Genomic DNA, 26,687 nt, shown 5'->3' on the forward strand with positions numbered 1-26,687 from the left:
GTCCCCCGTCTGCATGGCTCAGTGACCCTCACCAGCGTCGTGCAGCAACTCCGTCTCATGATTGGCCAGGAAACCGAGGCTCGGACGGCTGGTGCCGTAGTAATAGGGGAGCCCCAGCGCACGCCTCCAGCGCGACAGCAGTCGTGCGCCATCGTGATCGCCTTCGAATTCAGCCAATCGACCGTCGGCGATGGCCAGGACCTCATCCGCCGTGTGGCGGATGTCGTCCGCCGAGTTGGTCTCCGGATGCGCGCCGCTCCGGCCCAGCACGGCCGCATCGAACACGCGCCAGCGCCAGGGCGACGTTGTCAGTTGGTGCTGCGTCAGCACGGTGCCGTCTGCCAGTCTGACGGGCTTGAGGGCAAAACGGACGTTGCTGTTCCATAGCTGGGCGTCGGTCGTGATCGCATTCACGATCGCACAAGGAATGCCGAAACTGACAGCGACATTCGTCAACCCGGACGTCGTCCCGATGAAGGCGCGGGCGTGGCGGATCAGGTGGATGTCCATCGGCTCCGATCTGAATTCGCTCAGCGCGTAATCGATCGTGCGAGCCATCAGCGGAAGCCTCGGCGAGTTCGGACCACCGAGCTTGATGACCCAACCGCCACGGGAGGCGATCAGACGAATGGCGTCCAAAGACGTCTCGATCGGCGCATTGCGGTGGGTCTGCCCTGTGCCCATGAACTCGAAATAATGCGCTGCGTCCCGGGTGTGCAGGCACACATACCAGTCGTCGGGCTTCATGCCGTACCTGGAACGGAACGCATCGAAGCGAGCCGCAGCGGCGGCCGCACCCCGGTCGTAGGCATCACGCAACGGATGCCCTCTGCCCTCACGCTCCCATTGCTCGATGGCGATCGCACCCGCGTCCTGCCAGGGCACGACCCGCCCATCCGGCAGCCTGAACGCGTTGAAGTTCAACCCGCACCAGCGCTGCAAGGACAGCAGCTCCTCACCCAATCGCTCCGATACGGTTTCGCCGATCACCACGACCTTGCCGAAACCTTCAAACAGCTTGAAGAAGACCGCGTTGGCGATGCTATCGGGACGGACGACGATCACGGCTTCGCCTGACCACCAGCCCAGCTCTCGCATCCGAAACAGAATGTCGAGCATGCCCAGATGGCCGATCTGCGTCGCCCATTCCTCAGGAACGAGCCGCAGCGTATCGAAGGTGACGCCGAGCCGGTCGAGCAGACGCTTCAACTCATCAGAAAGCGGTGGCGGCGATGCCCGCAGTTCCCGCTGCGCATCCAAGGCGCGCTCATACAACCGAATTGCAATCTCGCCGCGACCGACATGCATCACGCGCTGGCCCGTGAAGTTGCACAGGTCGAACAGCCGGCCGGGAGCGCCGCAGAGGAAATCGAGGCTGTTGGGAACATAGCGCGGTGAATTCCGAGCTGCGATGTTCTGGTGGGGACGGAAAAAATGCAGGCTGCTCCGACCCGCCCAGAACATCGCGTCGAGCGCCGCCGCCTCATCCCCTTCGATCACGTCGACCATGGCCTTGTAGAAGGCGAGATCGACCATCGCTTCGAGCTGTTCTGGCTTCGCTCCCGCCGCGGCATCGCGCGCTTCCGAAAACTCGCCCAGCTCGAACAAGGATCGAACCAGCGCGTATCTGGTGTCCGCATCATCGAACGCCAAGGTTTCGCGGCCGACAGTCCCGGCCGCCTCGCGATAGGCGCCGATGCTGCTCAGGGCTTGAATCGAAGCGCCGGGGAAATATCGGCTGAGAGCCGTCGAAAAACGAAACTCCGGCCGAGCTGCAAGATGCGACGTCGCATAGGGAAAATACGCCTGAGCCAGGCGCCGCCGGAGTGGAAGTCTCGCGGCGAAAGCGATGACCAGACCAAGGAACACCGCGCGTCGCGGCAGCAGATTGAGGGTCGCTCCGACTATGACGAAGACCTGGTAGACAAACCGTCGGCGGCCGCCGCGCATCGGCCTTTGCTTTTGCAGTTTCATACGACCAAGTTCCACACAACCTTGAAATCCCGGATTCCGCGCGTTCGGATCAAGGCGGAGCCTGGACGACCGGCCATTCAAGTCGCCTGCGCGCCAAGGATCACGTCTCGGGATAAGGACAGTACGCTCGCCGAGTCCAATGCGAGAATTCCCCGTGGAGACATCGCCGCCGCGAATGCCAACCAAGGATTGAGCCGATTGGATCGCAGCTATAACAGAGGTGCCGGGAATTTTCCAAGCCGAACATGGGATGAACGCGAGCAAATCCGGATGAAATGAGAATTCAGAATCTTAGGCCCGGCGCCGATTGGTCTCGGGGAGTCCCACCTGATGCGCGAGGGCTCGGACGAAGCGTGTCGGACGACCCCGCGTGGAGGCGGCGGCTCCTCCTTGGTTGGAATTCAGCAAAATCGGCATCATTTGCCGTCGCCAACTCCAACGGGAAATGCCCGCTTGAAAGCCGCCGTCTTGACGATCTCGCGAGCGAGATAGCTCGTAAAGATCTGCGCCCCGTGCCTGTCCAAATGGCCGCCGCCGTCGATCGTCGTCAGGCCATCGAATGGCGGCGCGATCAGTTCGATGTTCAATTCCTTCGCCAGTTCTGCGGCCTGCTGGACGCAGGACTGGCTATGCGGGACCAATGTGAGCACGGCCTCTCCGCCCACTTCATGGAGAAATCTCTTCGCATAGTCGACAATCGCGGGGGTCGTATGGCAGTCGGGATCGCGGGCCGACAGCATCGGCTTGTTGCCCAAGGCGACATAGCCCGGATTGTCATCCAGCCCCATGTCACCATCAGCGATGTTGCGATAGAGGCCGGTGGGCGAGAAATGGCCGCTCTGATACGCCGCAATCAAGTCCTCGATACGCCAGTGCAGATTGCGGCCGACCACCGTCAGATACCCCCGTAGTCGGTTGCGCTGGACGGCGGCAATGGGCTGCTTCTGCGGACCAAGAGTGACGTTGAGGTCGTTGCTGAAGAAGTGCACGAACTGATCGTCGGCATTGATGATCCACAGACGCGGACGGATTTTCCAGCGTTGGATCACGAGCCGCGAGAACTCACCGCCGCGAATGCCCACGAAGGCCATGTTGTAGATCCCCAATCGACCGAGCACCGGCGATTGCGCGAGCGTCTGCCGGTCTACGGCATAGCTGACGAAGGACGGACCGAGAAAGACAATGTCAGCCTGCTCGGCGGCTCCGACCGATCCTCCCAGATTGCTGTAAAAGATATCCTGGTCCTGGATCTGCGGAATGCTGCGGCCTCCGAAATTACGATACCAGTTGGTGTCGCTTTGGCGCGGAATCTGCAGCAGCCCATCGCGCAACGTCCACGCGTCGAACGAGAAGAGCGACAAGCCGAGCGAAAACGCGAACGCGGCCGCCAGGCCGACAATTCCGACTGCAATGAGATAGCGCCCGAATCCGGCCGGTTCAGCTGACTTTTCCGGTGCAGACCGGCCGACTGTCGACATGACGCAATTTCCGCTCGATAGGTTGTCTCGGTGGGTGTCGTGGCAGCTGCTTTCGGCTCCGACGACGAGAGTCTAGACACGACGTCAGCCGGTGGAACAGAGGGCTTCCCACTCCTCCCAAGTTTGCTTTGCGCGGGAGCGCAGACCTATCGGGATGTCATCTGCATGATCCATCGAGGGGTTTCTTCGCCGCTGCGGTCATCGGCGAGAGTGATTGCGCGCCCCCTATCATGGCGGCGTTGGATTGGCGTCATTGGGTCGAATTTTGAGCTGCCATAGCAGAAGAATCATTGATCGAAAAGGGTCCGCCCTGTTCGAGAGGCCGGCCGCACGTCGCTGCCGTCAGCAGGCGGCACCCCCCGAAATTCGCAGCTGGAGCGGCGCACGCAACTTGGCAGCGCCCTCAATCATTGATAAAGCAGCGCAATATGCAGCAACATCAAGAAACTTGTTATGCTCTTCACGCAGTTTGAGTTTCTGTTCCTGTTCCTGCCGGTGACCCTGGTCGGCTATTTTCTGCTGGCTCGCTTTTTCGCCGCCCCTGTCGTGCGCCTCAGCTGGCTCGCCGCGGCGTCGCTCACTTTCTACAGCTATTGGGACATCCACTTCGTCCCGATCATCCTAATCTCCATCGTCTTCAATTATACGATGGGTCTGCTGATTGCCGGACAGACCGGAAAGCTCCGCACCGGCCTGTTTTCCGCTGCCATCACGCTCAACCTGGCCGCGCTCGCGTTCTACAAATATACGAATTTCGGCATCCAGATCCTCAATGCGATCACCGCGTCGAAGCACCCCTCGCTTGCGATCGTTCTCCCGCTTGGCATTTCGTTTTTCACCTTCACCCAGATCGCCTACCTCGCCGACGTCTATGGCGGGTATTCCGATGAACGAAGCTTTGTGAAGTACGGCCTGTTCGTCACGTATTTTCCGCATCTGGTCGCCGGCCCGATTCTCCATCACCGCGAGATGATGCCGCAATTCGGCTCGGAGGAGAGCCGACGAATTTCCATCGAGAAGGTCGCGGTCGGCCTTACGATTCTGACCATCGGACTTTTCAAGAAGTCGTTCATCGCGGACGGGTTCGGCGTGATCGCGAATCCCGTGTTCCAGGCCGCCAATTCGAGCCACCTTCACCTGATGGACGCCTGGGGCGGCGCGCTCGCCTACTCGCTGCAGATCTACTTCGATTTCTCGGGCTACTCCGACATGGCGATCGGCATTTCGATCATGTTCGGGATCCGGCTGCCCTTCAACTTCGATTCCCCCTACAAGTCGCTGAGCATCGTCGAGTTCTGGCGCCGTTGGCACATCTCGCTGTCGCGCTTCCTCCGCGACTATCTCTACATCCCGCTTGGCGGCAATCGCTACGGCGAGCACCGGAGAAACGCCAACCTCTTCGCCACCATGCTGCTCGGCGGTCTCTGGCACGGAGCAGGCTTCACCTTCATCATCTGGGGAGCGCTGCACGGGCTGTTTCTCATCGTCAATCATCGCTGGAGCAAATTCGTCGCGCAGCGACCGGCCCTCACCCGCCTGTCGGCGACCGCCTGGTATGCGGTGGCGGCGCTCTTGTTGACACAGTTCGTCGTGGTTCTGGCATGGGTTTTCTTCCGGGCCGACAATCCGAATGCCGCGGTCAGGCTCATCAAGGGGATGCTCGCCCTGTCCAACCCGGAGAAGATCACGGCAACGAACCTCGTCGATCCGCGCCTCATGATCGCAATCCTGGCAGGCTATGTCGCCTGTTTCACCCTGCCCAACGTGAACACGATGTTCGAGCGCTGGAAGGTCGGGCTCGACACCTACCACAACCCTCGTCCCTGGAGCATTCTGAACCTGAAGTGGCGACCGTCCCTGCCGTGGGCCATCGGAACTTCGATCGCGCTCGTGGCGGCGGTTCTGATGAACATCATCGCCGGAGACACCTCCCAGTTCCTCTACTTCCAATTCTAAGCTATCATCGCGCGCACCGCAGTGCTTTGCGCTGATGTTAATGAGCATGGTTTCAGACGACAGCTGCATGGATGATCAACCGCGGCCACCGCTTTCGGCACAGTCGATGGATTGCACGCGGCGTTACGTCACGACGGTTCTGGCGACCTCCGCGCTGACCGGCTACCTGCTTCCCGCGACTCTTTTTCAACTAGCCCGGCCATTCGGCGCTACGAAAACTCTGCAGGATCTGGCTGAGTCGCAGCGAAAGAACCCCGGGCAAATCGTACTTCCCTTTGATCTGCGCTACAATGCAGCGTTCAAGTTGGCGAGGCTCGAGCAGGAGCGTCCCGAAGTCATCTGGATCAGTTCATCGCGCGCAGGCTCGTTTCGTGCCGCCCATTTTGTTCCATACAGCTTCTACAATCTCTCGTTCACGGCTTGGACGACTGACCAGATGGTCGATCTGTTCGAGCGCGCCACACGGTTCGCGCCTCCCAGGGTCGCCATTCTCTCACTGGATCACTTCTTGTTTGCCGAGCGTTGGGAAGAATGGTTCGCTCTTCCACGAAAGATGCGTTACGATCTCGCGCTCACCTATGTGAGATCAAGCCTTTTGGATTTCGCGCGGACGGCAGCGCGCAATCCGGCGCCATTCCGGAACTACGCCAGCTCGCCGACGGCCTTCGTCGGCACCCAGTCCATCCTTCATGGGGAAGGCTTCCGCAGTGACGGATCCTACCTCTATTCACCGGCACATATTGCCGATGCGCGCTCACGTTACTTGAATGCCGAAACGCTCGCCGGGAGCCTTCCTCGCGCGCCAGGCGTGTCGTCACGGCTGAAACAGCCGATCGCTCGACTCGCGGAAATCGCGAAATCTCGCAAGGTAAAGCTCATTGGCGTTCAGTTGCCGTTCATTCGGGCTGGCGTTGATCTTCTAGATCGCGAACAGGACGGTCCTCAGAGGTTCGGTGCTTGGCGAGAGTTCGCGAGCAAGCAAACTCGGGACTGGATGCAGGAGATGGGAATCCGCTTCTTCGATTTGGCGCGCCTAACGATGGAGCATGAGACGGCCAGTTTCGTGGACGCCTATCATTTGGCGGAGGCCGGCGCCGCCCGAACGATGCTGCATTTGCTGAATGATCCGGATTTTCGAGCTGAGTTTCCGAGGATCGACCCCTCAGAGATCCGGCGATCACTCGCTTCTTCACCGCAAACCTGAGCACCATACAACGCTCTTTGGCCAGCACCTCTGAGTCGTCAGCTCGACACGTGGACAGTCAACGTCCGAATGTTGCTTGTTGGGGACCAAAGATGGCCGAGCTTTGCGGCAGGAGACGGAATGGATACAAGCCCGTGACCCGGTATATCGCGATAGTCATAACGCTGTTCGCTGCCGCGTTCGTGCCGCTGCTGGCGATGTTGGAATGGGCGGGCTGGCAATTGGGCGCCACGGTTCCGCTTTCAGTGATCGCGGCGGAGCAGTCACAAAGCGACCGGCTCGTCTGGCTTGGGACGTTCAAGGACTATGCCGCTTACAAGCTGGAGCGAATTAGGCGAACTCGCCCTGAGATCTTGCTGGTGGGAAGTTCCCGCTGCGGCCAAGCCCGCGAACAGATGTTTCGCCCCTATCGCAGCTATAACGCCTGCCTGACGGCTTGGCCTCTCGCGCACGTCGTAGATTTCGTCGATCGCGCGACCACAGCTGCGAAACCGCGCGTCGTCGTCGTGGCGCTGGATTACTTCCTGTTCGACGATTCCCTTGCCGATGCCTGGACAAAGGAACGCACGATGGACTTCGCACAGGGGCTCGATGCACACCGGCGAGAGTTGCACAGCGTGGTAGAGTTCGTGATCCGGACTGGGGGAAACATCGAAGCAATCCGGTCCGCGCTCTTGATTCCGCAGTTCGATCCTGTGGACAACAACAAACTGGTCGGTCCAGAGGCGATTCGCGGGAAGTTCGGATTCCGCAAGGACGGCTCGGTCATAGTTGCCCCACCCTATCGAAGCGCATGGGCCGAGACGATGTCTAGTGGCGCTCAATACATCCTGTCGTTCTGGGGTACATCCCACCTCAGCGAAAGGCAGTTCCTGGAAGTCGATCGCTTGGCCCGACTGTCTCGCGAACGAGGCTTTTCGGTGGTTGCGATCCAATATCCGTTCCTGGAAAGCGCGGCAGCCTTCCTCGATACCGATGAAGCCTACCGGCCCTATTCTGGTCACTGGCGCGAGATCAGGAGTTCACAGACCGTCGAAAGATTTGCGCAGCTTGGCATCCAGTTCTTCGATATGAGCCGCACCGAGATATCGCGCGATTCCGGCAACTTCTTCGATCCCGCGCATCCCTCGGAAAGGGGCATGCTCAAGACCTACCTCGCCCTGCTGGACCGGACCGAGTTCAGCAAGCTGTTTCCGCGGATCGACCGCAGCGCCTTGGCAGCCGATCTCGAAAAGGGACAGGGTGAACAGTTCGATCTCTATCACTGAGGCATGCTGCGAGAGACTTGCGTCCTCCGAGGCTTTTCCGATTGGCCCGCCCACCAGCGAAGCAGTTCGTCTCTCGTCGGAGCATCCTCGGATCCATCCTCCGCCTGATTCGTCAGCAAAGATGCTGAGCATCGCGGAGAAAGGATGATGAGCTCTCCGGAAGCCGCATTCCAACGCGACCACACAACCGTAAGCTAACAGGACTGTTTGTGCTGCTGCGCACACCTGATAAAGAGACCGCTGGAAATGACCGCCGCCGGCCCCTCCATCGCTCCGATCGGGGGACCGTGCTTGTTTTTTCGCAACGAAATCAATGTCGAGCATGAAAGATGCAGATCGGAACGGGATTCGCGGTGCAGATGTGCCGGGCGACAGCGACGCTTTGCATCGGAGTTCCTCGGCCCGCGAATGACACGGTGGCCGATTATCCGACCTCAGCCCGATCGAACCGGAGGCGAATTCCTTGGATCAGGTGATCGATATGAGTGAGATGGATCTGGCCTGTCAGACTGTTCGCGCCTCCTGCGACTCCGGGCAGACGATTGCGTTCGTGTCCGGCAACTTCAACGTCGTGCACCCCGGACATTTACGGCTTTTGAAGTTCGCCGCCGAGCAGGCCGACGTGCTGGTCGTGGGCGTCAATCCCGATTCGACGCCTGGCGTGACCCTGGCGCAGGACATGCGCCTCGAAAATGTGCGTTCCATCGCCTTTGTGCACCATGTCGTGCGCTTGGAAACATCGGCGTCCGACTTCATCGCGCATCTGAAGCCGACGGTCGTCGTCAAGGGCAAGGAGTTCGAGGATCGCGCCAATCCCGAGCAGGAGGCCGTGGACGCCTACGGCGGACGGCTGATCTTCTCGTCCGGTGAACTGCGCTTTGCGTCGCTGTCGCTGCTGGAACGCGACGCCAACATCGACATCTCCACGGTCCGCAAGCCGCAGGAATTTCCCAGGCGCCACGGCTTCGAGATCGCGAATCTGAAGGATCTGCTCCGCAAGCTGTCCGGCATGCGGGTCGCCGTCATCGGCGACCTGATCGTCGACGAATATGTCACCTGCGATGCGGTCGGCATGTCCCAGGAGGACCCGACCATCGTCGTGACGCCGCTGATGACCCGCACCTTCGTCGGCGGCGCGGGTGCGGTTGCGGCGCATGCGCACGGGCTCGGCGCCGACGTGAAATTCTTCACCCTGGTCGGCGACGACGAAGCGGCGCGGTTCGCCCGCAACACGCTCGAACAGCATGGCGTCAACTTCAACGCCTTCACCGACCAGAGCCGGCCGACCACGCGCAAGCAGCGTTTTCGCGCGCTCAACAAGACGCTGTTGCGCGTCAATCATCTGCGCCAGCACGCGTCGGATGCCGACCTGCAGCGGCAGATGCTGACCTCGGTCGAGCGCGCCTTGAAGACCTGCGATCTGCTGCTGTTCTCCTGCTTCAACTACGGCTGCCTGCCGCAGGATCTGGTCGACGCGATCGCCGATCGCGCCCGCGCCCAGGGCGTGATGATGGCGGCCGACAGCCAGGTGTCGTCGCAGACCGGCGACGTCTCCCGCTTCAAGGGCATGACCCTGCTGACGCCGACCGAGCGGGAGGCGCGCGTCGCACTGAACGACTTCATTTCGGGTCTCGCCGTGATCAGCGAGCGGCTGGTCGAACGGGCCCGCACCAAGAATCTCGTGATCACGCTCGGCGCCGAGGGCGCGCTGATCAACACCATGGCGGACGGCACCTTCACCTCGGACCGCCTGCCGGCGTTCAATCCATCCCCGAAGGACGTGTCCGGTGCCGGCGACAGCTTCTTCATGGCCTGCTCGATGGGCCTGCGCGCGGGCGCCGATATCTGGCAGGCCTCCTATCTCGGATCGCTGGCGGCTGCCCTCCAGGTTTCCCGCGTCGGCAATCTGCCGTTGACGACGGCGGAATTGGTGCGGGAAATCGACGAGACCGGATTCAGCCAGGAGTAGGATGTCGTCATGCGTGCCCTCCTGCTCGCGGCGGGGATCGGAAGCCGGCTGCGCCCGCTGACCAATACGACGCCGAAATGCCTGGTGCGTGTGCACGACCGTCCATTGCTGGACTACTGGCTCGATCTCGTGTTCGAAGGCGGCATCGAGCGCGCGCTGCTCAACACACACTGGCTCGCCGAACAGGTGCGCGCGCACGTGGCGCAATCGCGCTGGCGGGACCGCATCGATCTCGTTCACGAAGATGAACTGCTCGGGACGGGCGGCACCGTGCTTGCCAACCGCGCCTGGTTCGGCGACCAGCCCTTCCTGGTGGCTCACGCCGACAATCTGACGGATTTCGACGTCGCGGGGCTGCTCACCGCCCATCGCAACCGCCCGCCCGGCTGCATCATGACGATGCTCGCGTTCCGCACCGATGATCCGAGCTCGTGCGGGATTCTCGAGCTGGACGATCAGCACAGGGTCATCGCCTTCCACGAGAAGGTCAAGAATCCGCCCGGGAACCTCGCCAATGGCGCGGTCTATGTATTCGATCCCGCCGTCATCGCCGACATCGCCGCGCTGGGAAAGCCGATCGTCGATCTCTCCACGGAAATCATCCCCAACTATTTGGGGCGCATTTTCTGCGTGGAAACCAGCGGTTATCATCGGGACATCGGCAACCCGGAAAGCTTGCGCCGGGCCCATTTGGAGTTTAATCACGAACCACGCCGTGGCGGGGACGCTTGACGGGCGGGTTTCGCCGCCGGGCTGGTCACCTTCTTCTGCCAATTTGTATAAAGGTGCGCGCGACGCGCCAGCCGGCGACACGACAGGCGAGCCACGGGGATTGCTCAGATGAAGATATTCGTGACCGGAGCGTGCGGCTACAAGGGCAGCGTGCTCGTGCCGAAGCTCTTGAAGGCCGGCCACAAGGTCGTTGCATTCGACATCATGTGGTTCGGCAACTTTCTCGAGCCGCATCCGGATCTCACCGTCGTCCAGGGCGACGTCCGCAATCCCGACGCCATCGACCTGACCGGGGTCGACGCCATCATTCATCTCTCCAGCGTCGCCAATGATCCCTGCGGCGATCTCGACCCAAAGCTGACCTGGGAGATCTCCTGCCTCGCCACGATGCAGCTCGCCGATCGCGCCTATCGCCACGGCATCAAGCGCTTCATCTACGCCTCCTCCGGCAGCGTCTACGGCGTCAAGGAAGAGGAGCAGGTCACCGAGGATCTCGAGCTGCTGCCGATCTCCGAGTACAACAAGACCAAGATGTGCGGCGAGCGCATCGTGCTGTCCTACAAGGACGACATGGTGGTGCAGATCGTGCGCCCCGCGACCGTCTGCGGCTACTCTCCGCGCCAGCGGCTCGACGTCTCCGTCAACATGCTGACGATGCAGGCGCTGATGAACGGCCGCATCACCGTGTTCGGCGGCGACCAGACTCGCCCGAACATTCACATCGACGACATCACCGATCTGTATCTTTTCCTGCTCGATCATCCTGAGCACACCGGGATCTACAATGCCGGCTTCGAGAACATCTCGATCCTCGACATCGCCAGGCTCGTCACCAAGCACGTGCCGGCCGAGGTCATCGTGACGCCCTCGAACGACCCGCGCAGCTATCGCGTCAACTCCGATCGCCTGCTCGCGACCGGCTTCCGGCCGAAGAAGACGGTGGAGGACGCGATCAAGGAAATCATCGGCATGTACTCGCAAGGCCAGCTCAAGAACGACGACCGCTGGTATAATCTGAAATGGATGGAGAAGGAGGTCGTGAAATGAACGTCCTGGCCTTCAAGACCCCCGGCAGCCTGTTCGCCGACTACACCAGCCGCTTCAGCACCGTGCTGAAGGATTTCGACTGGAGCCCGGTCGAGAAGCTCGCCTATGATCTGCGTGATTGCTGGCAGACCGGCCGCCAGGTGTTCTTCTGCGGCAATGGCGGCAGCGGCGGCAACGCCAACCACCTCGCCAACGATTTCCTCTACGCGCTGTCGAAGACGCCCGGCTCGGGCCTGCGCGTGCACTCGCTGTCGTCGAACCCGTCCGTGATCACCTGCCTCGCCAACGACGAAGGCTATGATCAGGTGTTCTCGCTGCAACTCGCGGTGCTCGCGCGCAAGGGCGACGTGCTGATCACCTTCTCCGGCTCCGGCAACTCGCCGAACATCCTGAAGGCGCTCGAAGAAGGCAAGAAGATCGGCATGACCAGCTATGCCGTGCTGGGCTTCTCCGGCGGCAAGGCCAAGGCGCTCGCCGACGTGCCGATCCACTTCGCGGTCGACGACATGCAGATCGCCGAGGACGCGCAGATGGTGATCGGCCACATGATCATGCAGTGGCTGTACGCCCAGCGCGGCGACATCATCACGACGCGCGAGGTCTGACGGGCAAGGACGATGGCTGCGAACGAAAAGTACCTGATCCTCGGCTCGAACTCGTTTTCGGGCGCAACCTTCGTCGACTTCCTGGCTGCGGCCGGTCACGACGTGATCGCGACCAGCCGCTCGGACGAGCCGCATGACGCGTTCCTGCCGTACAAGTGGCAGAAGCGGGCCGGCAAGGTCCGCTTCCAGCGCGTCGACCTCAACCACGATCTCGATGCGCTGAAGGCGCTGCTGGCGGCCGAGCGGCCGACCCACGTCGTGAACTTCGCTGCGCAGAGCATGGTCGGCGAGAGCTGGCTGTACCCGGACCACTGGATGATGACCAACGTCGTCTCCGCCGTCCGCCTGCACGATATCCTGCGCAACTATGACGGCCTCGACCGCTACGTCCACGTCACGACGCCGGAGGTCTACGGTTCGACCGAGGGCTGGGTGCGCGAGGACGCAGCCTTCAATCCGTCGACGCCCTATGCGGTGTCGCGCGCCGCCGGCGACATGAGCCTGCGGACCTATTTCGCCAACTACCAGTTCCCGGTGGTGTTCACGCGCGCCGCCAACGTGTACGGTCCGGGTCAGCAGCTCTACCGCATCGTGCCGCGCACCATCGTGGCCGCGATGACCGGGCAGAAGCTCCGGCTCGACGGCGGCGGCAAGTCGATCCGCGTCTTCATCCACATGACCGACGTCTCGGACGCGACGGTGAAGATCGGGCGCAGCGGCAAGCTCGGCGAAACCTATCACATCTCCGGCTACGAGCTGGTCTCGATCCGCACCCTGGTCGAGATGATCCTGGCCCGTCTCGGCAAGTCGTTCGAGGATTGCGTCGAGATCGGCCCGGAGCGGCCGGGCAAGGACACCGCCTACACGCTCGACAGCTTCAAGCTGCGCACCGAGCTCGGCTGGCGCGACACGTTCTCGCTGGAACAGGGCATCGACGACGTCATCGCCTGGGCGCGACGCTTCGAGGATGTCATGGCCAAGCTGCCGACCAAGTACGAACATAAACCCTGATCGACCCCTGCGCTTCCCGGTGAAGCGCGACTGGAGAGCACGATGAACGTGGCAGTCCGGAGCACAGCGGCCAAGCCTGACGCAGCCGCCCTGAAGGCGCAGGCGGCGAAGCTGCGCGGCAAGATCATCGAGATGTCGCACAAGGCCCAGGCCGCGCATCTGGCCTCGTCGCTGTCCTGCGCCGATGCGATGACAGCGGCCTATTGGCATGTGCTCAACATCGACCCGAAAAACCCGACCGATCCGCTGCGCGACCGCTTCATCCTCTCCAAGGGCCACGCCGCCGCAGCGCTGTTCGCGACCTTGGCGATGAAGGGCTACTTCCCGATCGAGGAACTCGACACCTACTGCCAGGACGGCGGCCGTCTCGCCGAGCATCCGCCGGCGAACCTGCTGCCCGGCGTCGAGGCTGCGACCGGCTCGCTCGGCCACGGGCTGCCGCTCGGCTGCGGCATGGCGCTTGCCGGTCGAATCAAGGGCGAGAGTTTTCGCGTGTTCGCCCTTCTCTCGGACGGCGAGAACAATGAGGGCTCGGTTTGGGAGGCCGCGATGTTCGCCGCCGCCCAGAAGCTGGAGAACGTCTGCGTCGTCGTCGACTACAACAAGTGGCAGGCGACCGCGCGCTCCAACGAAACCCTGATGCTGGCACCGCTGCGCGACAAATGGGCCGCCTTCGGCTGGGACGCGCACGAGATCGACGGCCATGACGTCGGCGCGCTGGCGGAAGCCATGCAGAACATCCCGAACGGCTCGGGCAAGCCGGTGGCGCTGATCGCCCACACCGTAAAGGGCAAGGGCGTGTCGTTCATGGAAGACGACAACAACTGGCATTATCGCGCCCCCACCGCAGACGAAGTGACGAAGGCGTTCAAGGAGCTCGGCCTGTCATGAGAAACGCTTTCGCTGACGAACTGACCAAGCTCGGTAACGAGGACAGCCGCGTCGTCATGCTCTCGGGCGACATCGGCAACCGCCTGTTCGACAAGTTCAAGGACAAGCACCCCAGCCGCTTCTTCAACTGCGGCGTCGCCGAGGCCAACATGATGGGCGTCGCCGCCGGCATGGCCATGAACGGCCTTCGCCCGGTCGCCTACACGATCACGCCGTTCGTGACGACACGCTGCCTGGAGCAGATCCGCACCGACGTCTGCTATCACGAAGTCCCCGTGACGATCGTCGCGGTCGGCGCCGGCCTCGCCTATTCCGGCCTCGGCCCGACCCACCACGCCTGCGAGGACATCTCGTTCCTGCGCTCGATCCCGAACATGGTCGTGATCTGCCCGGGCGATGCCTTCGAGGTGCGCGGCGCGCTGCGCGCGGCGATGCAGCAGGACCGTCCGGTCTACATCCGCATGGGCAAGAAGGGTGAGCCTGTCGTTCACAAAGGCCCCCTCGCGGATTTCAAGATCGGCAAGGCGATCACGATCGAGGAAGGCTCAGACGTCTGCCTGCTCTCGACCGGCAACATGCTGCCGGAAGTCATTGAAGCCGCACACAGATTGAAGGAGAAGGGCGTCTCCGCCGAGGTCGTCAGCTTCCACACCGTCAAGCCGCTGGATGAGGACAAGCTCAAGCAGGCCTTCAGCCGCTTCAAGCTGGTCGCGACCATCGAAGAGCATTCGCTGATCGGCGGCTTCGGCTCCGCCGTGTCCGAATGGCTCGCCGATACCGAGACGAAGCACCAGAAGTTCCTACGCTTCGGCACGCCGGATGCGTTCTTCAAGAAATCAGGCGAACAGGAATATGCCCGCGAGGTGCTGGGACTGACCGGCCACCAGATCGCGGACAAGATCATCCACGCGTTGAGCTGAGACATCACATGAAGACCCAAGCTGCCCTCCTGGTCCAGACCGGCCAGCCGCTCGTGCTGGCCGAGATCGAGACCCCCGCCCTCAAGCCGGGCCAGGTGCTGGTCGAGATCGCCTATTCCGGCGCCTGCGGCACGCAGGTCATGGAGTGGCGCGGCGACAAGGGCGAGGACAAATGGGTGCCGCATTGCCTCGGCCACGAGGGCACCGGCACGGTGATCGAGGCCGGCAGCGCCGTCACCAAGGTCAAGGTCGGCGACAAGGTCGTGCTGTCCTGGATCAAGGGCACGGGCATCGAGGCTGGCGGCGCCGTCTATGACTGGGATGGCAAGAAGGTCAACGCCGGCGGCGTCACCACCTTCCAGCGCCACGCTGTCGTCAGCGAGAACCGCCTGACCCTGCTGCCGCCCGACCTGCCGATGGACGTCGCGGTGCTGCTCGGCTGCGCCGCGCCGACCGGCATGGGCGCGGTCTACAACGTGCTCAAGGTGCAGCCGGGCGACGCGGTCGCCGTGTTCGGCACCGGTGGCATCGGCCTGAACGCGCTGATGGCCGCCGCGCTGGCCGGCGCGATGCCGGTGATCGGCATCGACCCGAACCCGACCCGCCGTGCGCTTGCCCAGATCTACGGCGCAACGCATGTCATCGATGCATCGGGCGACGTGCTGGCCGAGATCAAGAAGATCGTGCCGCAGGGCGTTGATCTCGCGGTCGAATCCTCCGGCATTCCGGCCGTGATGGAGCAGGCGATCAATTCCACCCGTCAGCAGGGCGGCCGCGCGGTCGTGATCGGCAACGCCAAGCATGGCGCGGCGCTCACGCTGAATCCCGGCGTCTTCAACCAGGGCAAGAGCCTGCTCGGCACCTGGGGCGGCGACAGCGTTCCGGATCGCGACTACGGCCGCTACGGCCGGCTGCTGAGCTCCGGCCGCTTCCCGGTGCGGGATCTCTTGTCGAAGCCCTACAGCCTCGCCCAGGCCGACCAGGCGCTGCAGGATCTGGCCGCCGGCAAGGTCGGCCGTCCGCTGATCGACATGTCGCTGCGTTAAGTCCAGGCCATGCGGATCGGGATCGACTTCGACAACACGATCGCCTGCTATGACGGCGTGTTTCATGCGGCCGCGCTCGAGCGCGGCCTGATCCCGGCCGATCTCGGCCGCGACAAGAACAGCGTTCGCGACCATCTCAACGGCTCCGGGCGCAAGGACGACTTCACCGAGCTCCAGGGCTACGTCTACGGTGCCCGGATGGACCTGGTGTCGCCCTACCCTGGCTTCGCGGAGTTCGTCGCCGCGGCCCGCGGCGCCGGGCATGACCTGTTCATCGTCAGTCATAAGACCAGACACCCCATTCTCGGTCCGAAGCACGACATGCATGCCGCCGCGCGCGGCTTCCTGACCGACCGCGGGCTGATGGGATCGGCCGCCAGCCAGATCGCGCCGGACCGGGTGTTCTTCGAGCTGACCAAGGACGAGAAGGTCGCCCGTGCGCATGCGCTGGCCTGCGAGGTCTTTGTCGACGACCTGCCGGAGATCCTGGGCATGACCGGATTCCCGCAAGGGATGCGCAAGGTGCTGTTCGACCCGGAGAACCAGTTCGCGACCACGGCCGTCCCTTACGAGCGCCGCGCCTCGTGGGCCGAGATCGCGGCGGATGTCGTCCGTGACCGCGGCTGAGGCCAACGCCGACGCCGCCCTGCTGGCGCTCGCCCAGCGCCTCGCCGCGCAGGCCGGCAAGGCCAGCCCTACGGGACTGACGCGGCTGGCCGGCGGCCGCAACAACCAGGTCTTCCGTCTCGACACGGCCGACGGCCCGCTGGTCCTCAAGCGCTACTTCACCGACGCTCGCGACACCCGCGACCGGCTCGGCGCCGAATGGAGTTTTGTCAGCCATGCCTGGTCGCACGGGGTCCGTGTCGTGCCGGAGCCCCTGGCCTGCGACCGCGCCGAACAGGCTGGCCTGTACAGCTTCGTCCAGGGACGCAAGCTGACGGTCGCGGAGCTGGCGCCCGTTCATGTCGATGCCGCGATCGACTTCGTGCTCGCCGTGAATGCTCCGCCCCGCCCGGCGCTGGCGGCCGGATCCGAGGCCTGCTTTTCCCTCGCCGAGCACCTCGCCACCGTCGAGCGCCGGGTGGCGCGGCTGGCGACGCTCGATGGCGACGTGCCCCATGTGGCCGACGCCCGACAGTTCGTGACCGCACGGCTGCAGCCGGCCTGGGCCGAGGTGAAGGCGGCCATTCTGCGCGGCGCCGCGGCCGAAGGGCTTGCCTTGGAGGCCGCCATCCCCGCCGACCAGGTCTGCCTGTCGCCGTCGGATTTCGGCTTCCACAACGCACTGATCGACGACGCTGATAAGCTCACCTTCCTCGATTTCGAATATGCCGGCTGCGACGACCCGGCCAAGCTGGTCTCCGACTTCTTCTGCCAGCCGGAGGTGCCGGTGCCGCTGGCGGTGCACGAGCATTTCATCGACCGGCTCACGGACGGCCTCGGACTGGACGCGGCCAGCGTCGCGCGCTGCCGGCTCCTGCTCGACGCCTACCAGGTCAAGTGGACCTGCATCATCCTGAACGACTTCCTGCCGCTTGGCGCCGCCAGGCGCGCCTTCGCCGACACAGGCGCCTGGGCGCAGCGTTGCGCCGCGCAGCTCGCCAAGGCCGACGCCAAGCTCGACCTCATCGGCGCCACATCCGACTAACCGACATCGTAACGCCCGGAGATTTTCATGGCCTATCGCGAGTTCGTCAGTCTCGTCCACAAATCGACCAAGCGCGACTATCTCGCGCGCGTTACCCAGCGCGACAAGGCCGATGTCGCGGAGATGGCGATCAAGTACGACTACGACTACTGGGACGGCAGCCGCGAGACCGGCTATGGCGGCTACAAATATGACGGCCGCTGGCGCAAGGTCGCCGATGCGATGATCGCGACCTACGGCATCAAGCCCGGCATGCGCGTGCTCGACGTCGGTTCCGGCAAGGGCTTCATCCTGCACGATTTCCGCGAAGCCATCCCGGATCTCGAGGTCGCCGGCATCGACGTCTCCTCCTACGGCATCGAGCACACGATGGAGAGCGTGAAGCCGTTCTGCCAGGTCGGCACCGCGGCCAAGCTGCCCTACCCCGACAAGCACTTCGATCTGGTCATCTCGATCAACACGCTGCACAACCTCTACAACTACGATCTCGATGCCGCCCTGCGCGAGATGGAGCGCGTCAGCCGCGGCGCCAAGTATCTCTGCGTCGAGGGCTACCGCAACGAGCGCGAGAAGGTGAACCTGATGTACTGGCAGCTCACCTGCCGCATCTTCCACACCCCCGAGGAATGGGCCTTCGAATTCAAGCGCTCCGGCTACACCGGCGACCACGAATTCATCTTCTTCGAATGAGTGTGCTTGCCATCTCTTTCGCACTCTAGGCACGACGGCATACGTGAGCGACTGGACTCAGGCCACCAGGCCCACCTAAGATCAAAATCAAACGCGCCTCAGCGTGAGTGAGGACAGATGCGAATGGCGAAGCCCGGAAAGGTTTTTCAACGGTTGCTGGCAAAGTGGAGAACCACCGATGCGGACAATGTGGGCACCGCACTAGATATTGATCGCCTGCGAAGCGAACGTGACGGATATCGTGCTGCGTGCGAAAATCTAACGCAGCAAGCAACACAGTGGCACCTGGACGCTGACGGCTACCGGGCTGCTTTTGAGAGTCTTCAGGCTGAGGCTACCGAGTGGCGGCAAACGGCGGACGGTTTGCGTGCTGCCTATCAAAGCCTGACGCAGCAAGCAACGCAATGGCACCTCGATGCCGATCGTTATCGGAATGCCTTCGAGAGTTTGCAAGCTGAAGCTACGCAGTGGCGCGAAACATCGGATGGTTTTTGTGCTGCATACGAGACGTGCTGCGCCGAACGTTCCAGGGCGCTTGATGAGTGCGACCGACTCTTCCGCAGTCTCGAGAAGTTCCTGGGGCGAGCGACCGCATCCGGGCCGGGACCTGACGGCCACCAGATCTGCTTTTTGCATATCGGCAAGACGGCGGGCACCTCGCTTCAGCACGCGCTCTCGGATGCCTTCAAGGACGCGGTGATCTTCCACGAGGTGCTTACCAACTTTGACACGGTGACGCCGCTTGAGCTCGTGATCCACGATCTCGTTATTGGCCATTTCACATATCAGCACGTCGCAAAGCTCAGGTAGGATCGCTTCCTTTGACATTCTTGCGCGATCCGACCGAACGCGTTATCTTGGCCTATTATTTCTTGAGAGAGAAATCTCCGATATCCGACTACAGTCGCCGCGCGATCGAGGCTGCTCGAATAATGTCGTTGTCAGAGTTTCTTCGATGTGAAGATCCGCAGGTCCGGATGATCACGGAAAATTTCAGGCCAGAACGCTCGCCTTGGATTTTAGGCCACAATATCGGAAACAAATCGGAGATCTACAACGCGAGGCGGAACTTAATCTTTCCGGATTTCAGTTCGTCGGAATAGTGGAGCACTATCGACAGAGCGTCGAGGTTCTTTCCCGCCTTCTTGGAAGAACTCCAATCGCCCGAGAACTCAACTTGAACATGGACCGTCCGCTGCAAAGAGACATCGCGCCTCAAGACCTTGAGCTGATCCGGCAACTGAACGTCGTCGATCAGGCTCTCTATACTGGCGCGAGGGACCGCTTCGAGCAGACATACATGTATAGAGTGTGAGCGAATTACCTGTTACCAGAAACCTCACCGTCATCGTCCGAACGCAAGAACGCATCTTCGTACTTCTTCAGGTAATACGAGCTGATCGTGCTGGCACCATAATAGTGCGGGATCGCAAGCTGCTTCCGCCAACGAACTACCAGAGTTGAACGACAACGCGCCTGCGGACGTCCTGAAGCCAATGCTTCCACTTCTTCAACGACTGCGGAAATTTCATCGGACGTATTGTTGTACGGCTGAGCTCCGCTACGCCGAAGGACGCCTGCATCAAACTGCCGCCAACGCCATGGACTCGAAGTGAGTTGCGCCTGCGTCAGCATTGTCCCGTCATCGCGACGAATCGGTTTGGGCGCGAACCGCACCCCTCCTGTCCAAAGCTGCGCGTCAGTGGTGATGCAATTGACAAGAGCGCATGGGACGCCGAAGCTGATCGCTACATTCGTTAGCCCGGACGTGGTCCCGATGAAAAATTTGGCGTGACGGATCAAGCAGATATCCATCAATTCGGAACGGAAGCGGCTGCGTGCATAATCGATCACACGATCCATTGGCGGCAGCTTGGGTGAATTCGGACCGCCGAGTTTGATCACCCATCCACCTCTGTCCGTGATGAAATGGACTGCATCGAGGTATGATTCAATGGGGGAATTACGATGAGTCTGGCCGGAGCCCTCGACCTCGGAATAGTGCGCAGCGTCGCGCGTGTGCAGGCAGACATACCAATCGTCCGGCTTCATGCCAAAGGCTTCGCGCATCCCCTGGAAACTGTCTTGCACCCCCGCCCACGCCCCGAAAATCCGATCATACTCGTCACGCAGCGGATGGCCTCGGCCCTCCTTCTCCCATTGCACAACGGCTAACGCTCCCGCCTCCTGCCACGGCACCACATCGCCGCTCGGCAGTTGGAATACGTTGAAGCTCATTCCATACCACCGCTGCAGCGACAGGAGCTCCTCGCCTATCGTTTGGGAGACGGATTCTCCAATGACCACAACTTCCGCAAATCTCTCGAACAGGCGAGAAAAAGGCTTGTTGGCAACGAGATTGCGCCGCACGACAAGGACCGGCCGTCCCGACCACCAGCCCAGGTCGCGCATTCGGAACAAGATGTCAAGCATCCCAAGATGACCGATTTGGCTGGTCCATTCCTCCGCAAGGATCCGCAGTTGATCCAGCGGGATGCCCAACCTGGTGAGCAGGGCAGCAAGTTCCGCCGACAAGATCGGCACGACATTGCTGCGCAGCTGCGACTGCGCAACAAGAGCTCTTTCGAAAAGACCGCTTCCCAGTTCGCCACGCCCGACGTGGGTTAAACGTTGGCCGGTGTAGTTGCAGAGATCAAACAGCCTCCCCTGTGAGCCGCAAGCGGAGTCGAGCGGATTGGGAACGTAGTTCTGAGCCGGCCGTGCAGCCATGTTCTGGTGCGGACGCATGTAATCCGAGTAGCCACGGCCGGCTTTGCGAGCGGATGCAGCGGCGGCCGCCTCGTCACCCGCTATCAGGTCAAGCCCTCCCTTCAGAAAGGCGAGATGGTGCTCCCGTTCCAGATCGACTTGTCCTGCCACCCCCGATAGCAGTCGATGCGCTTTCTCAAATTCCCCGTGCTCGAACAGTTCGCGCGCGGTCCAGCCTGCAAGGTCAGTGGAACGGAAACCTAGTTGACCCTGCATGACCAATTCGTAGGCTTCGCGACAGGCCCCGATACGCAGGAGAACTCGCGTGGCGGCAATCGGAAATTGCCGCATCAACCGTCCGGAAAACCGACGGGCGGGACGCTTGGCCAGTAGCGATGTCACGTAGCCCTGATAGGCGTTCTGAAGCCGGCGACCGCCGCGAACCCTGCTCGCGTCGACAGCTACCATGACCAGAAATGCCGAACGAGCCGGGAACAGAGATAGAAGCTTAGCCGCTAAACCGACGCCGAAGAGAAGCCATCGCCGGGACTGCAGCCGCGACCACCGTGCCGCGCCCCCGTACGCTGCAACGAGAGTGAGCGGCTCGGACGGCACCTCCAGACTTTTGCGCCTGTGCATTGTCATCACAGTTGTCAGATCCCAAGAACAGCACTTAATTAATCGCCCGACCTCACGATGGCATATTTCTAGCCCGGTCGTCATTTGCGATCAGACGAGAGCGTCTTAGATCGGAGGCAAACCGATGGCGAACGGCGCTCGGCTCCTTGTTCTCAAAACTCAACCCAAGTCGATACAGTCTTAGGTGACCGAAAACACTCTCTCCGTAGGTGAAATCTCGTGGAAACTGGCTCAATATATGGCCTGACGCACCTGCCGAGCTAGTGCACGATTCCATCCTATAACCACAATGCGACACGGCGAAGTTGGTCATCGTTTGCGTCCAGCTCGGCGATGTATGGCGGCTGCCATCACAGCACGACGCGGGCCTTAGGGAAAGTAGCAGAATAGTCGTCCACAGCCCTTAGTTGCACCCCCCCTCCCCCAACAAGAAGCTTCAGACCTGGCTAAGAATGCGCAGAGGCGGCACAGTTGGTCCTGTTCTATGTATCTCGCTTCGTTCGGATCCCGTTGTCATGTCCAAAGCTCCAGTTCCGCCTTTCCCTTCCTTGCTCGATCAAGCTCCTATCAACGCCAAGCAATGAAGGGCCGGGCGGATACGTGCGCCGCTTTAGCTCAATCCTCGATTGATGATCGCGATGATCGACTGGATCCATTCTTTGAGAGGCAATAGGCCTGTCCAGTGGATAATCAACAGAACAACGGACCACACCGCGAGCCTTTCGAGCGTGAACCGGCCAAGCCCGACCGCGCCCAAAACAAAGGCGACCCCCGCTGCCACCGAAGATTTCAGAAGTCCTGCGCCAAGCGCCGAAAGCACCGAGAAAACTATAACACACACGCAAATGGTGCGAGCCGCCGAGCGGGCCGTCGAGAGCATGCGCCGCAGTAGTTCGTCTTCGTCACTCATGCAGTTGCCCCCCAACTACCTGTCACCGGAACAAGAAGGATCATGCCTTCGTCGGTTCAGCCGAACATCTCGCAAAGCTGCTTCCATCTGCTGGCGCACAATTATTCGGCAGGCACATGCCCTCACCTTCAAGTTGGTCAAGTCTGCCCCGACGGTTCGCGCGGTATTCTTCGCCCACTGTTGCATATTGCGTACTTGTAAACTTGCTTAGAGTCGCGAGGGGCTCGTCCCGAGCCTAACCAGCACCAACGCAGAGGTCGAGCAGGGTGCGGTCACAGATTACGGCGGACGCAAGCGCAAGGCTATTTTCCTCGCGCGCGGCGCACTAGATCGGCTGCATCGCGGAGCGGCTGCGTAACTTGCCATGAGCGAGATCGCTTGAGGGCTACCAACTCGCGCTCTGCAGCGAGCAGTTCGTTCAGGCGCAGCTTGGAGAACGAGGCGCCACGAGCCCCGCCCTTGTAGCGCTCCAGCATCGCCGTGGCGACCTCGGAGTGAGCCGTAGCGATTTCAAGTGAAGCACGGAACGGCGCGTCCGACGTCTTGCGCAGCACGGCATGAATGTTCAGCGCTGGCACGCGGTTATTCTGGCCCAGAGGTGCGCTTTCACTGAGAAGCGAATCACCGCCCATGGACGGGATATTGAGCGAATCGATCTTGCTTTCACCTGCCGGCGTCACCGCCATCTGCTCGATGACATAGTCGTTGGCCTGAGCCATCTCGCGGAAGAACAGCGGCGTGTAGCAATAATAGCCGTGATCGAGATAGCCGCTGGCAGGCAGCTGATGATAGATGACGCCACCGACCTCCAAGGCGTCGTGCATGAACTCGAAGCAATTCCACTGATTGAGAATATGCTCTGTCGTTCCGAAGTTGAAGATGACATGATAGTGGCTGAGCATCTCGCTCGGCACCGGGTCGAAGTTTAGGTCCAGAATCGTCGTCTTGAGCCCCGGACAGACGTCGACCGAATTGTACTCGATGTTGGTCAGGTCGGTGATCTCCGAGAAGAGCGTTGTCCGTTCGCCGGGGCGCGGAGTCGAGAAGTAGACGAGGCGTTTGAGCTCGGCTTCGACTGTCGCTTCCGACACCGTTGCGCCGCCTTGGCGCTGAATGAATTCCCTGAGCTGTTCTTCTCGGACAAACAGAACATTCTGGGGGCCAATATCGAGTATCTTGTTTCGTTCTGACGTCAAAAAGCCCTTGCGCTGCAAATAGATCGGGCCATTTAAGTTCATACCCACGGACACTATCTCCTCGAATCAAAGGGCGGTGTATAGACGCTTGTGCAAGAATCGGACCGCAGGTAAAGAGTGCCCTGTCGCTCGGCGAAGATGAATACCAGCGAAGCGCTCTGGACGCCAGCCTGCAGTGCTCAGCTATCGCCACTGTCACCGTCGAATTCCCTTCGACACGGAGAATAGTGCTCGCGCGTCGTTGGGCCAGCGAATTGGCAATGATTCGCGATTCTAGCACGGATGCCGAGATGGTCAGACCTCCACCTGCTCCGACATGCCGGCTCTGCGGACAGACGATGACAGAGCCGACGCTGGCGCTGGGATCTATACCCATCTGCAATCAATTCAGCCGGTCTCCCGGCCCCGGCACTGACATTGATCTCACTATCGTCGAGTGTGACGTCTGCCAGCTCGTCCAGCTCGGTGAGGTCCCCCCGCCCCATCTATTGAGGCCCGAGGTGCCCTGGATTCGCTATCGCGAGCCTGAAGGTCATCTTGACGCGCTGGTGGAGAGCTTGTTCTCGTTGCGACCGGACGCACAAAGCGCAATCGGTACTGGCCCGTTCGAGCGGCCTTTGCTGTCGCGGCTTGCCGCGCGGGGGCTTGTTTCGCACGCTCTCGAACTCGAGTCCGGCTCGGCCGCTGGCCGCTACCCTTATCTGGAGACCTGGCAGGCCAGCCTGAATGAGCCGCATCTCGTAGCAAGGGCGGCGCAGCTTGGCACTTTCGACATCGTGTCCTGCCGCTACATCGTCGAGCACACACCGGAACCGGTCGCCGCGCTGCAGGCCCTGAAGCGCCTGCTCAATCCCGACGGCCTGCTGGTTGTTGAGGTTCCCGACAGCAGCAAGTTTCTTGCCGCTCGTGACTATTGCTTTCTCTGGGAGGAGCACAGCTGCTATTTTGTCGAGGAAACGTTTCGGCGTCTCGCAGAGTTGAGTGGCTTCCGGGCTCGGGCGCTGCTGCGCTATCCCGGCGTCCTCGAAGACGCCCTGGCGCTTGTTCTCGAAGCCGCCGACGCCCCAGTACCGGCCAGTCCGGCGCGTGGCCCCTCTCGTATGTTCGAAGCCTATCGGGACGACTTTACGTCAACCCGGGAAGCCCTTCGCGCGAAGCTCGCGGCCCTGGCCGGTCCCGACCGCGACCGGATCGCGTTGTTCGGCATCGGCCATCACGCCATCATGTTCGTCAACGCCTTCGGCTTGGCCGACCTGATCGCGGTGGCCGTCGACGATGATGCGGACAAGACAGGCTTTTTCCCCCCCGGCTTCCGTACACCTGTGGTAGGCTCCCAGCGGCTGCTGGATGACGAGCGGATCAGGCTCTGCCTGTTTGCGATCGCGCCGCATATCGAGGGCAAGGTGCGTGAAAAGCTCGCGCCGCTCGCTGCCAGGGGCGTGGAATTCCGCTCGATCTACGCCGCGCTCGACAATTCGATCATGAGGGATCACGCATGACGCTCGTCCAGAAATCCCCCGAGGTATTCCTGGCCGAGGGCCCCATTTCATCGGTGGGCGCGGCCGAGATCAACACCCTGAAGGCCGCGGTGAAGGCCAGCCCGAAGCGGCGGGCCCGCATCAACGCCCATCCGGACGGCGATGACAGCCTGCATGAAATGATCATCGCGATCGATTCCAGCTCCTACATCCGTCCGCACAAGCACCCGGGCAAGAGCGAGGCGTTCCACATCATCGAGGGCCAGGTCGATATCGTGGTGTTCGACGATGACGGCCAGATCGAGCGTGTCGTCGAATTGGGGCCGCCGGGCGGTGCGCGCCCCTTCTACTATCGCATGTCGAATGCATTCTTTCACACCCTGATCATCCGCAGCGACCTGCTGATCGTGCACGAGATCACCAACGGCCCGTTCCGCCCCGGCGCCAGCGTGTTCGCCGACTTCGCGCCCGAGGACAGCGACACCGCCGGGGCCGAGGCCTATCAGGCCGATCTCGTCCGGCGTGTCGCCGCACGGCAGGGCGTTGCCGCATGACCAGCCATGCCGTCGTGGTCGGCGGCACCCGCGGCCTCGGCCGCGTGGTCGTCGAACGCTTCCTGGCGCGCGGCTGCGCCGTCAGCGTCGTGTCGCGGCAGCGCCCGGCCGATTTTCCCGATCAGCCCGGCTTGAAGCATTTTTCCGCCGATCTCGAGCGCAGCGAGAGCTTTGCCGGGCTCTGGGGTGAGATCGCCGAGGCCAACGGCCCGGTCCGCTACCTCGTCCTGAGCCAGCGCTTTCGCGGCCAGGGCGATCCCTGGGCCGGGGAAATCCAGGTCGGCCTGACCGCCTCGCGCGACCTGATCGAGGGCTTTTCCGGCCATTTCGCTGACGATGGCGACCGCGCCATCGGCGTGGTCAGCTCGGTCTATGCCGAATTCGTCGGCAGTTCGCAGCCGGTCGGCTACCATGTCGTGAAGGGCGGCCTCAACGCCATGGTCCGGCATTACGCCGCGACGCTCGGCCGGCGCGGCATCCGCGTCAACGCGATCATGCCCCTGACCTATCTGAAGCGCGAATCGCGCATCTTCTATGAGCAGAACGAGAAGCTGATGGAGACCTACCGCAAGCTGGTCCCGCTGGGCCGGCTCGGGACGGCCGAGGAATGCGCCGACGCCCTCGACTTCCTCTGCAGCCCGCGCGCTTCGTTCATCAACGGGCAGAGCCTGTTTCTGGATGGCGGAGTGTCCACAGTCTGGCAAGAAGAGGTCGCCAAGAGCTTCGCCGGCCTGTAAAACCCGCCGCAAATTCCTCTTC

General features: G+C 61.9%; 23 protein-coding genes. 18 read left to right on the forward strand and 5 right to left on the reverse strand.

Annotated elements, in window-relative coordinates; all coding sequences use genetic code 11:
* Positions 1-18 precede the first annotated feature (18 nt).
* Both QW863_RS19580 and QW863_RS19585 read right to left on the reverse strand, forming a co-directional pair.
* Positions 19-1,974, reverse strand: coding sequence for a TIGR04372 family glycosyltransferase (locus tag QW863_RS19580; protein ID WP_315768264.1), 1,956 nt, complete (start codon positions 1,972-1,974; stop codon positions 19-21).
* A gap of 416 nt (positions 1,975-2,390) precedes the next feature.
* The gene (locus QW863_RS19585; RefSeq protein WP_315768266.1) at positions 2,391-3,452 is read right to left on the reverse strand and encodes a hypothetical protein; all 1,062 of its coding nucleotides are present in this window, start codon (positions 3,450-3,452) and stop codon (positions 2,391-2,393) included.
* Between the two features lie 453 nt (positions 3,453-3,905).
* Here QW863_RS19585 and QW863_RS19590 point away from each other — a divergent pair, with 453 nt between their 5' ends.
* The 15 genes from QW863_RS19590 (at position 3,906) to QW863_RS19660 (ending at position 19,252) form a co-directional block, all read left to right on the forward strand.
* Positions 3,906-5,408: an MBOAT family protein gene (locus tag QW863_RS19590; RefSeq protein ID WP_315768268.1), complete on the forward strand. Its 1,503-nt coding sequence runs from the start codon at positions 3,906-3,908 to the stop codon at positions 5,406-5,408.
* A gap of 67 nt (positions 5,409-5,475) precedes the next feature.
* On the forward strand, positions 5,476-6,612 hold the full coding sequence (locus QW863_RS19595) for a hydrolase (protein WP_315768270.1): 1,137 nt from the start codon (positions 5,476-5,478) through the stop codon (positions 6,610-6,612).
* 134 nt (positions 6,613-6,746) lie between these two features.
* The gene (locus tag QW863_RS19600) at positions 6,747-7,880 is read left to right on the forward strand and encodes a hypothetical protein (RefSeq protein WP_315768272.1); all 1,134 of its coding nucleotides are present in this window, start codon (positions 6,747-6,749) and stop codon (positions 7,878-7,880) included.
* Between the two features lie 481 nt (positions 7,881-8,361).
* The gene (locus tag QW863_RS19605) at positions 8,362-9,849 is read left to right on the forward strand and encodes a PfkB family carbohydrate kinase (protein WP_409977946.1); all 1,488 of its coding nucleotides are present in this window, start codon (positions 8,362-8,364) and stop codon (positions 9,847-9,849) included.
* A gap of 9 nt (positions 9,850-9,858) precedes the next feature.
* The gene (locus QW863_RS19610) at positions 9,859-10,581 is read left to right on the forward strand and encodes a nucleotidyltransferase family protein (protein ID WP_315768274.1); all 723 of its coding nucleotides are present in this window, start codon (positions 9,859-9,861) and stop codon (positions 10,579-10,581) included.
* A 108-nt stretch (positions 10,582-10,689) separates the two neighbouring features.
* The gene (locus tag QW863_RS19615) at positions 10,690-11,628 is read left to right on the forward strand and encodes an SDR family oxidoreductase (protein WP_315712796.1); all 939 of its coding nucleotides are present in this window, start codon (positions 10,690-10,692) and stop codon (positions 11,626-11,628) included.
* A complete protein-coding gene (locus QW863_RS19620) occupies positions 11,625-12,233 on the forward strand; it encodes an SIS domain-containing protein (protein WP_315712798.1) in 609 nt (202 codons plus the stop codon). The genes QW863_RS19615 and QW863_RS19620 overlap by 4 nt, the downstream gene beginning before the upstream one ends.
* 12 nt (positions 12,234-12,245) lie before the next feature.
* Positions 12,246-13,244 (forward strand): NAD-dependent epimerase/dehydratase family protein, encoded by a 999-nt coding sequence (locus QW863_RS19625; RefSeq protein ID WP_315768276.1) that lies wholly within the window; start codon positions 12,246-12,248, stop codon positions 13,242-13,244.
* Positions 13,245-13,286: 42 nt separating this feature from the next.
* Positions 13,287-14,135 (forward strand): transketolase, encoded by an 849-nt coding sequence (locus tag QW863_RS19630; protein ID WP_315712801.1) that lies wholly within the window; start codon positions 13,287-13,289, stop codon positions 14,133-14,135.
* The gene (locus QW863_RS19635) at positions 14,132-15,055 is read left to right on the forward strand and encodes a transketolase family protein (RefSeq protein ID WP_315768278.1); all 924 of its coding nucleotides are present in this window, start codon (positions 14,132-14,134) and stop codon (positions 15,053-15,055) included. Before QW863_RS19630 ends, QW863_RS19635 begins: the two co-directional genes overlap by 4 nt.
* Before the next feature lie 8 nt (positions 15,056-15,063).
* Positions 15,064-16,101, forward strand: coding sequence for a zinc-binding dehydrogenase (locus QW863_RS19640; RefSeq protein ID WP_315753230.1), 1,038 nt, complete (start codon positions 15,064-15,066; stop codon positions 16,099-16,101).
* Positions 16,102-16,110: 9 nt separating this feature from the next.
* On the forward strand, positions 16,111-16,728 hold the full coding sequence (locus QW863_RS19645) for a hypothetical protein (protein WP_315712805.1): 618 nt from the start codon (positions 16,111-16,113) through the stop codon (positions 16,726-16,728).
* Positions 16,706-17,752, forward strand: coding sequence for an aminoglycoside phosphotransferase family protein (locus QW863_RS19650; protein WP_315768280.1), 1,047 nt, complete (start codon positions 16,706-16,708; stop codon positions 17,750-17,752). Before QW863_RS19645 ends, QW863_RS19650 begins: the two co-directional genes overlap by 23 nt.
* A gap of 27 nt (positions 17,753-17,779) precedes the next feature.
* Entirely contained in the window at positions 17,780-18,442 is a 663-nt protein-coding gene (locus QW863_RS19655) for a class I SAM-dependent methyltransferase (RefSeq protein WP_315712807.1), read from the forward strand.
* A gap of 123 nt (positions 18,443-18,565) precedes the next feature.
* The gene (locus QW863_RS19660; protein WP_315768282.1) at positions 18,566-19,252 is read left to right on the forward strand and encodes a hypothetical protein; all 687 of its coding nucleotides are present in this window, start codon (positions 18,566-18,568) and stop codon (positions 19,250-19,252) included.
* Between the two features lie 510 nt (positions 19,253-19,762).
* Here the strand turns inward: QW863_RS19660 and QW863_RS19665 are convergent.
* The 3 genes from QW863_RS19665 to QW863_RS19675 all read right to left on the reverse strand — a co-directional run bounded on the left by QW863_RS19665 (position 19,763) and on the right by QW863_RS19675 (position 23,944).
* Entirely contained in the window at positions 19,763-21,619 is a 1,857-nt protein-coding gene (locus QW863_RS19665) for a TIGR04372 family glycosyltransferase (RefSeq protein WP_315768284.1), read from the reverse strand.
* A 781-nt stretch (positions 21,620-22,400) separates the two neighbouring features.
* Complete coding sequence (locus QW863_RS19670; protein ID WP_315768286.1) at positions 22,401-22,700, reverse strand: hypothetical protein; 300 nt, start codon at positions 22,698-22,700, stop codon at positions 22,401-22,403.
* Between the two features lie 302 nt (positions 22,701-23,002).
* Positions 23,003-23,944 carry a hypothetical protein gene (locus QW863_RS19675; protein WP_315768288.1) on the reverse strand — a complete coding sequence of 314 codons (942 nt, stop codon included), beginning with the start codon at positions 23,942-23,944 and terminating at the stop codon, positions 23,003-23,005.
* 242 nt (positions 23,945-24,186) lie between these two features.
* On the opposite strand from QW863_RS19675, the gene QW863_RS19680 reads away from it, so the two are divergent.
* Genes QW863_RS19680 through QW863_RS19690 form a run of 3 tightly spaced genes read left to right on the forward strand, consistent with a single transcriptional unit; the run spans position 24,187 to position 26,665 of the window.
* Complete coding sequence (locus QW863_RS19680; protein ID WP_315768290.1) at positions 24,187-25,395, forward strand: class I SAM-dependent methyltransferase; 1,209 nt, start codon at positions 24,187-24,189, stop codon at positions 25,393-25,395.
* Positions 25,392-25,928 (forward strand): WbuC family cupin fold metalloprotein, encoded by a 537-nt coding sequence (locus QW863_RS19685; RefSeq protein WP_315768292.1) that lies wholly within the window; start codon positions 25,392-25,394, stop codon positions 25,926-25,928. Before QW863_RS19680 ends, QW863_RS19685 begins: the two co-directional genes overlap by 4 nt.
* Positions 25,925-26,665 (forward strand): SDR family oxidoreductase, encoded by a 741-nt coding sequence (locus QW863_RS19690; RefSeq protein WP_315712830.1) that lies wholly within the window; start codon positions 25,925-25,927, stop codon positions 26,663-26,665. The genes QW863_RS19685 and QW863_RS19690 overlap by 4 nt, the downstream gene beginning before the upstream one ends.
* Positions 26,666-26,687 lie beyond the last annotated feature (22 nt).

The organism is Bradyrhizobium sp. SZCCHNR1017 (assembly GCF_032381375.1).
GTDB lineage: Bacteria > Pseudomonadota > Alphaproteobacteria > Rhizobiales > Xanthobacteraceae > Bradyrhizobium.

Excerpts from the sequence above, each read along its gene's own strand:
- QW863_RS19690 (WP_315712830.1), top strand. The coding sequence starts at position 25,925 with ATGACCAGCCATGCCGTCGTGGTCGGCGGCACCCGCGGCCTCGGCCGC.
- QW863_RS19580 (WP_315768264.1), bottom strand. The coding sequence starts at position 1,974 with ATGAAACTGCAAAAGCAAAGGCCGATGCGCGGCGGCCGCCGACGGTTT.
- QW863_RS19640 (WP_315753230.1), top strand. The coding sequence starts at position 15,064 with ATGAAGACCCAAGCTGCCCTCCTGGTCCAGACCGGCCAGCCGCTCGTG.
- QW863_RS19665 (WP_315768284.1), bottom strand. The coding sequence starts at position 21,619 with ATGGTAGCTGTCGACGCGAGCAGGGTTCGCGGCGGTCGCCGGCTTCAG.
- QW863_RS19595 (WP_315768270.1), top strand. The coding sequence starts at position 5,476 with ATGGATGATCAACCGCGGCCACCGCTTTCGGCACAGTCGATGGATTGC.
- QW863_RS19645 (WP_315712805.1), top strand. The coding sequence starts at position 16,111 with ATGCGGATCGGGATCGACTTCGACAACACGATCGCCTGCTATGACGGC.
- QW863_RS19605 (WP_409977946.1), top strand. The coding sequence starts at position 8,362 with ATGAGTGAGATGGATCTGGCCTGTCAGACTGTTCGCGCCTCCTGCGAC.
- QW863_RS19630 (WP_315712801.1), top strand. The coding sequence starts at position 13,287 with ATGAACGTGGCAGTCCGGAGCACAGCGGCCAAGCCTGACGCAGCCGCC.
- QW863_RS19625 (WP_315768276.1), top strand. The coding sequence starts at position 12,246 with ATGGCTGCGAACGAAAAGTACCTGATCCTCGGCTCGAACTCGTTTTCG.
- QW863_RS19635 (WP_315768278.1), top strand. The coding sequence starts at position 14,132 with ATGAGAAACGCTTTCGCTGACGAACTGACCAAGCTCGGTAACGAGGAC.
- QW863_RS19670 (WP_315768286.1), bottom strand. The coding sequence starts at position 22,700 with ATGAGTGACGAAGACGAACTACTGCGGCGCATGCTCTCGACGGCCCGC.
- QW863_RS19655 (WP_315712807.1), top strand. The coding sequence starts at position 17,780 with ATGGCCTATCGCGAGTTCGTCAGTCTCGTCCACAAATCGACCAAGCGC.
- QW863_RS19615 (WP_315712796.1), top strand. The coding sequence starts at position 10,690 with ATGAAGATATTCGTGACCGGAGCGTGCGGCTACAAGGGCAGCGTGCTC.
- QW863_RS19650 (WP_315768280.1), top strand. The coding sequence starts at position 16,706 with ATGTCGTCCGTGACCGCGGCTGAGGCCAACGCCGACGCCGCCCTGCTG.
- QW863_RS19660 (WP_315768282.1), top strand. The coding sequence starts at position 18,566 with ATGGCGAAGCCCGGAAAGGTTTTTCAACGGTTGCTGGCAAAGTGGAGA.
- QW863_RS19585 (WP_315768266.1), bottom strand. The coding sequence starts at position 3,452 with ATGTCGACAGTCGGCCGGTCTGCACCGGAAAAGTCAGCTGAACCGGCC.
- QW863_RS19685 (WP_315768292.1), top strand. The coding sequence starts at position 25,392 with ATGACGCTCGTCCAGAAATCCCCCGAGGTATTCCTGGCCGAGGGCCCC.
- QW863_RS19620 (WP_315712798.1), top strand. The coding sequence starts at position 11,625 with ATGAACGTCCTGGCCTTCAAGACCCCCGGCAGCCTGTTCGCCGACTAC.
- QW863_RS19610 (WP_315768274.1), top strand. The coding sequence starts at position 9,859 with ATGCGTGCCCTCCTGCTCGCGGCGGGGATCGGAAGCCGGCTGCGCCCG.
- QW863_RS19680 (WP_315768290.1), top strand. The coding sequence starts at position 24,187 with ATGGTCAGACCTCCACCTGCTCCGACATGCCGGCTCTGCGGACAGACG.
- QW863_RS19590 (WP_315768268.1), top strand. The coding sequence starts at position 3,906 with ATGCTCTTCACGCAGTTTGAGTTTCTGTTCCTGTTCCTGCCGGTGACC.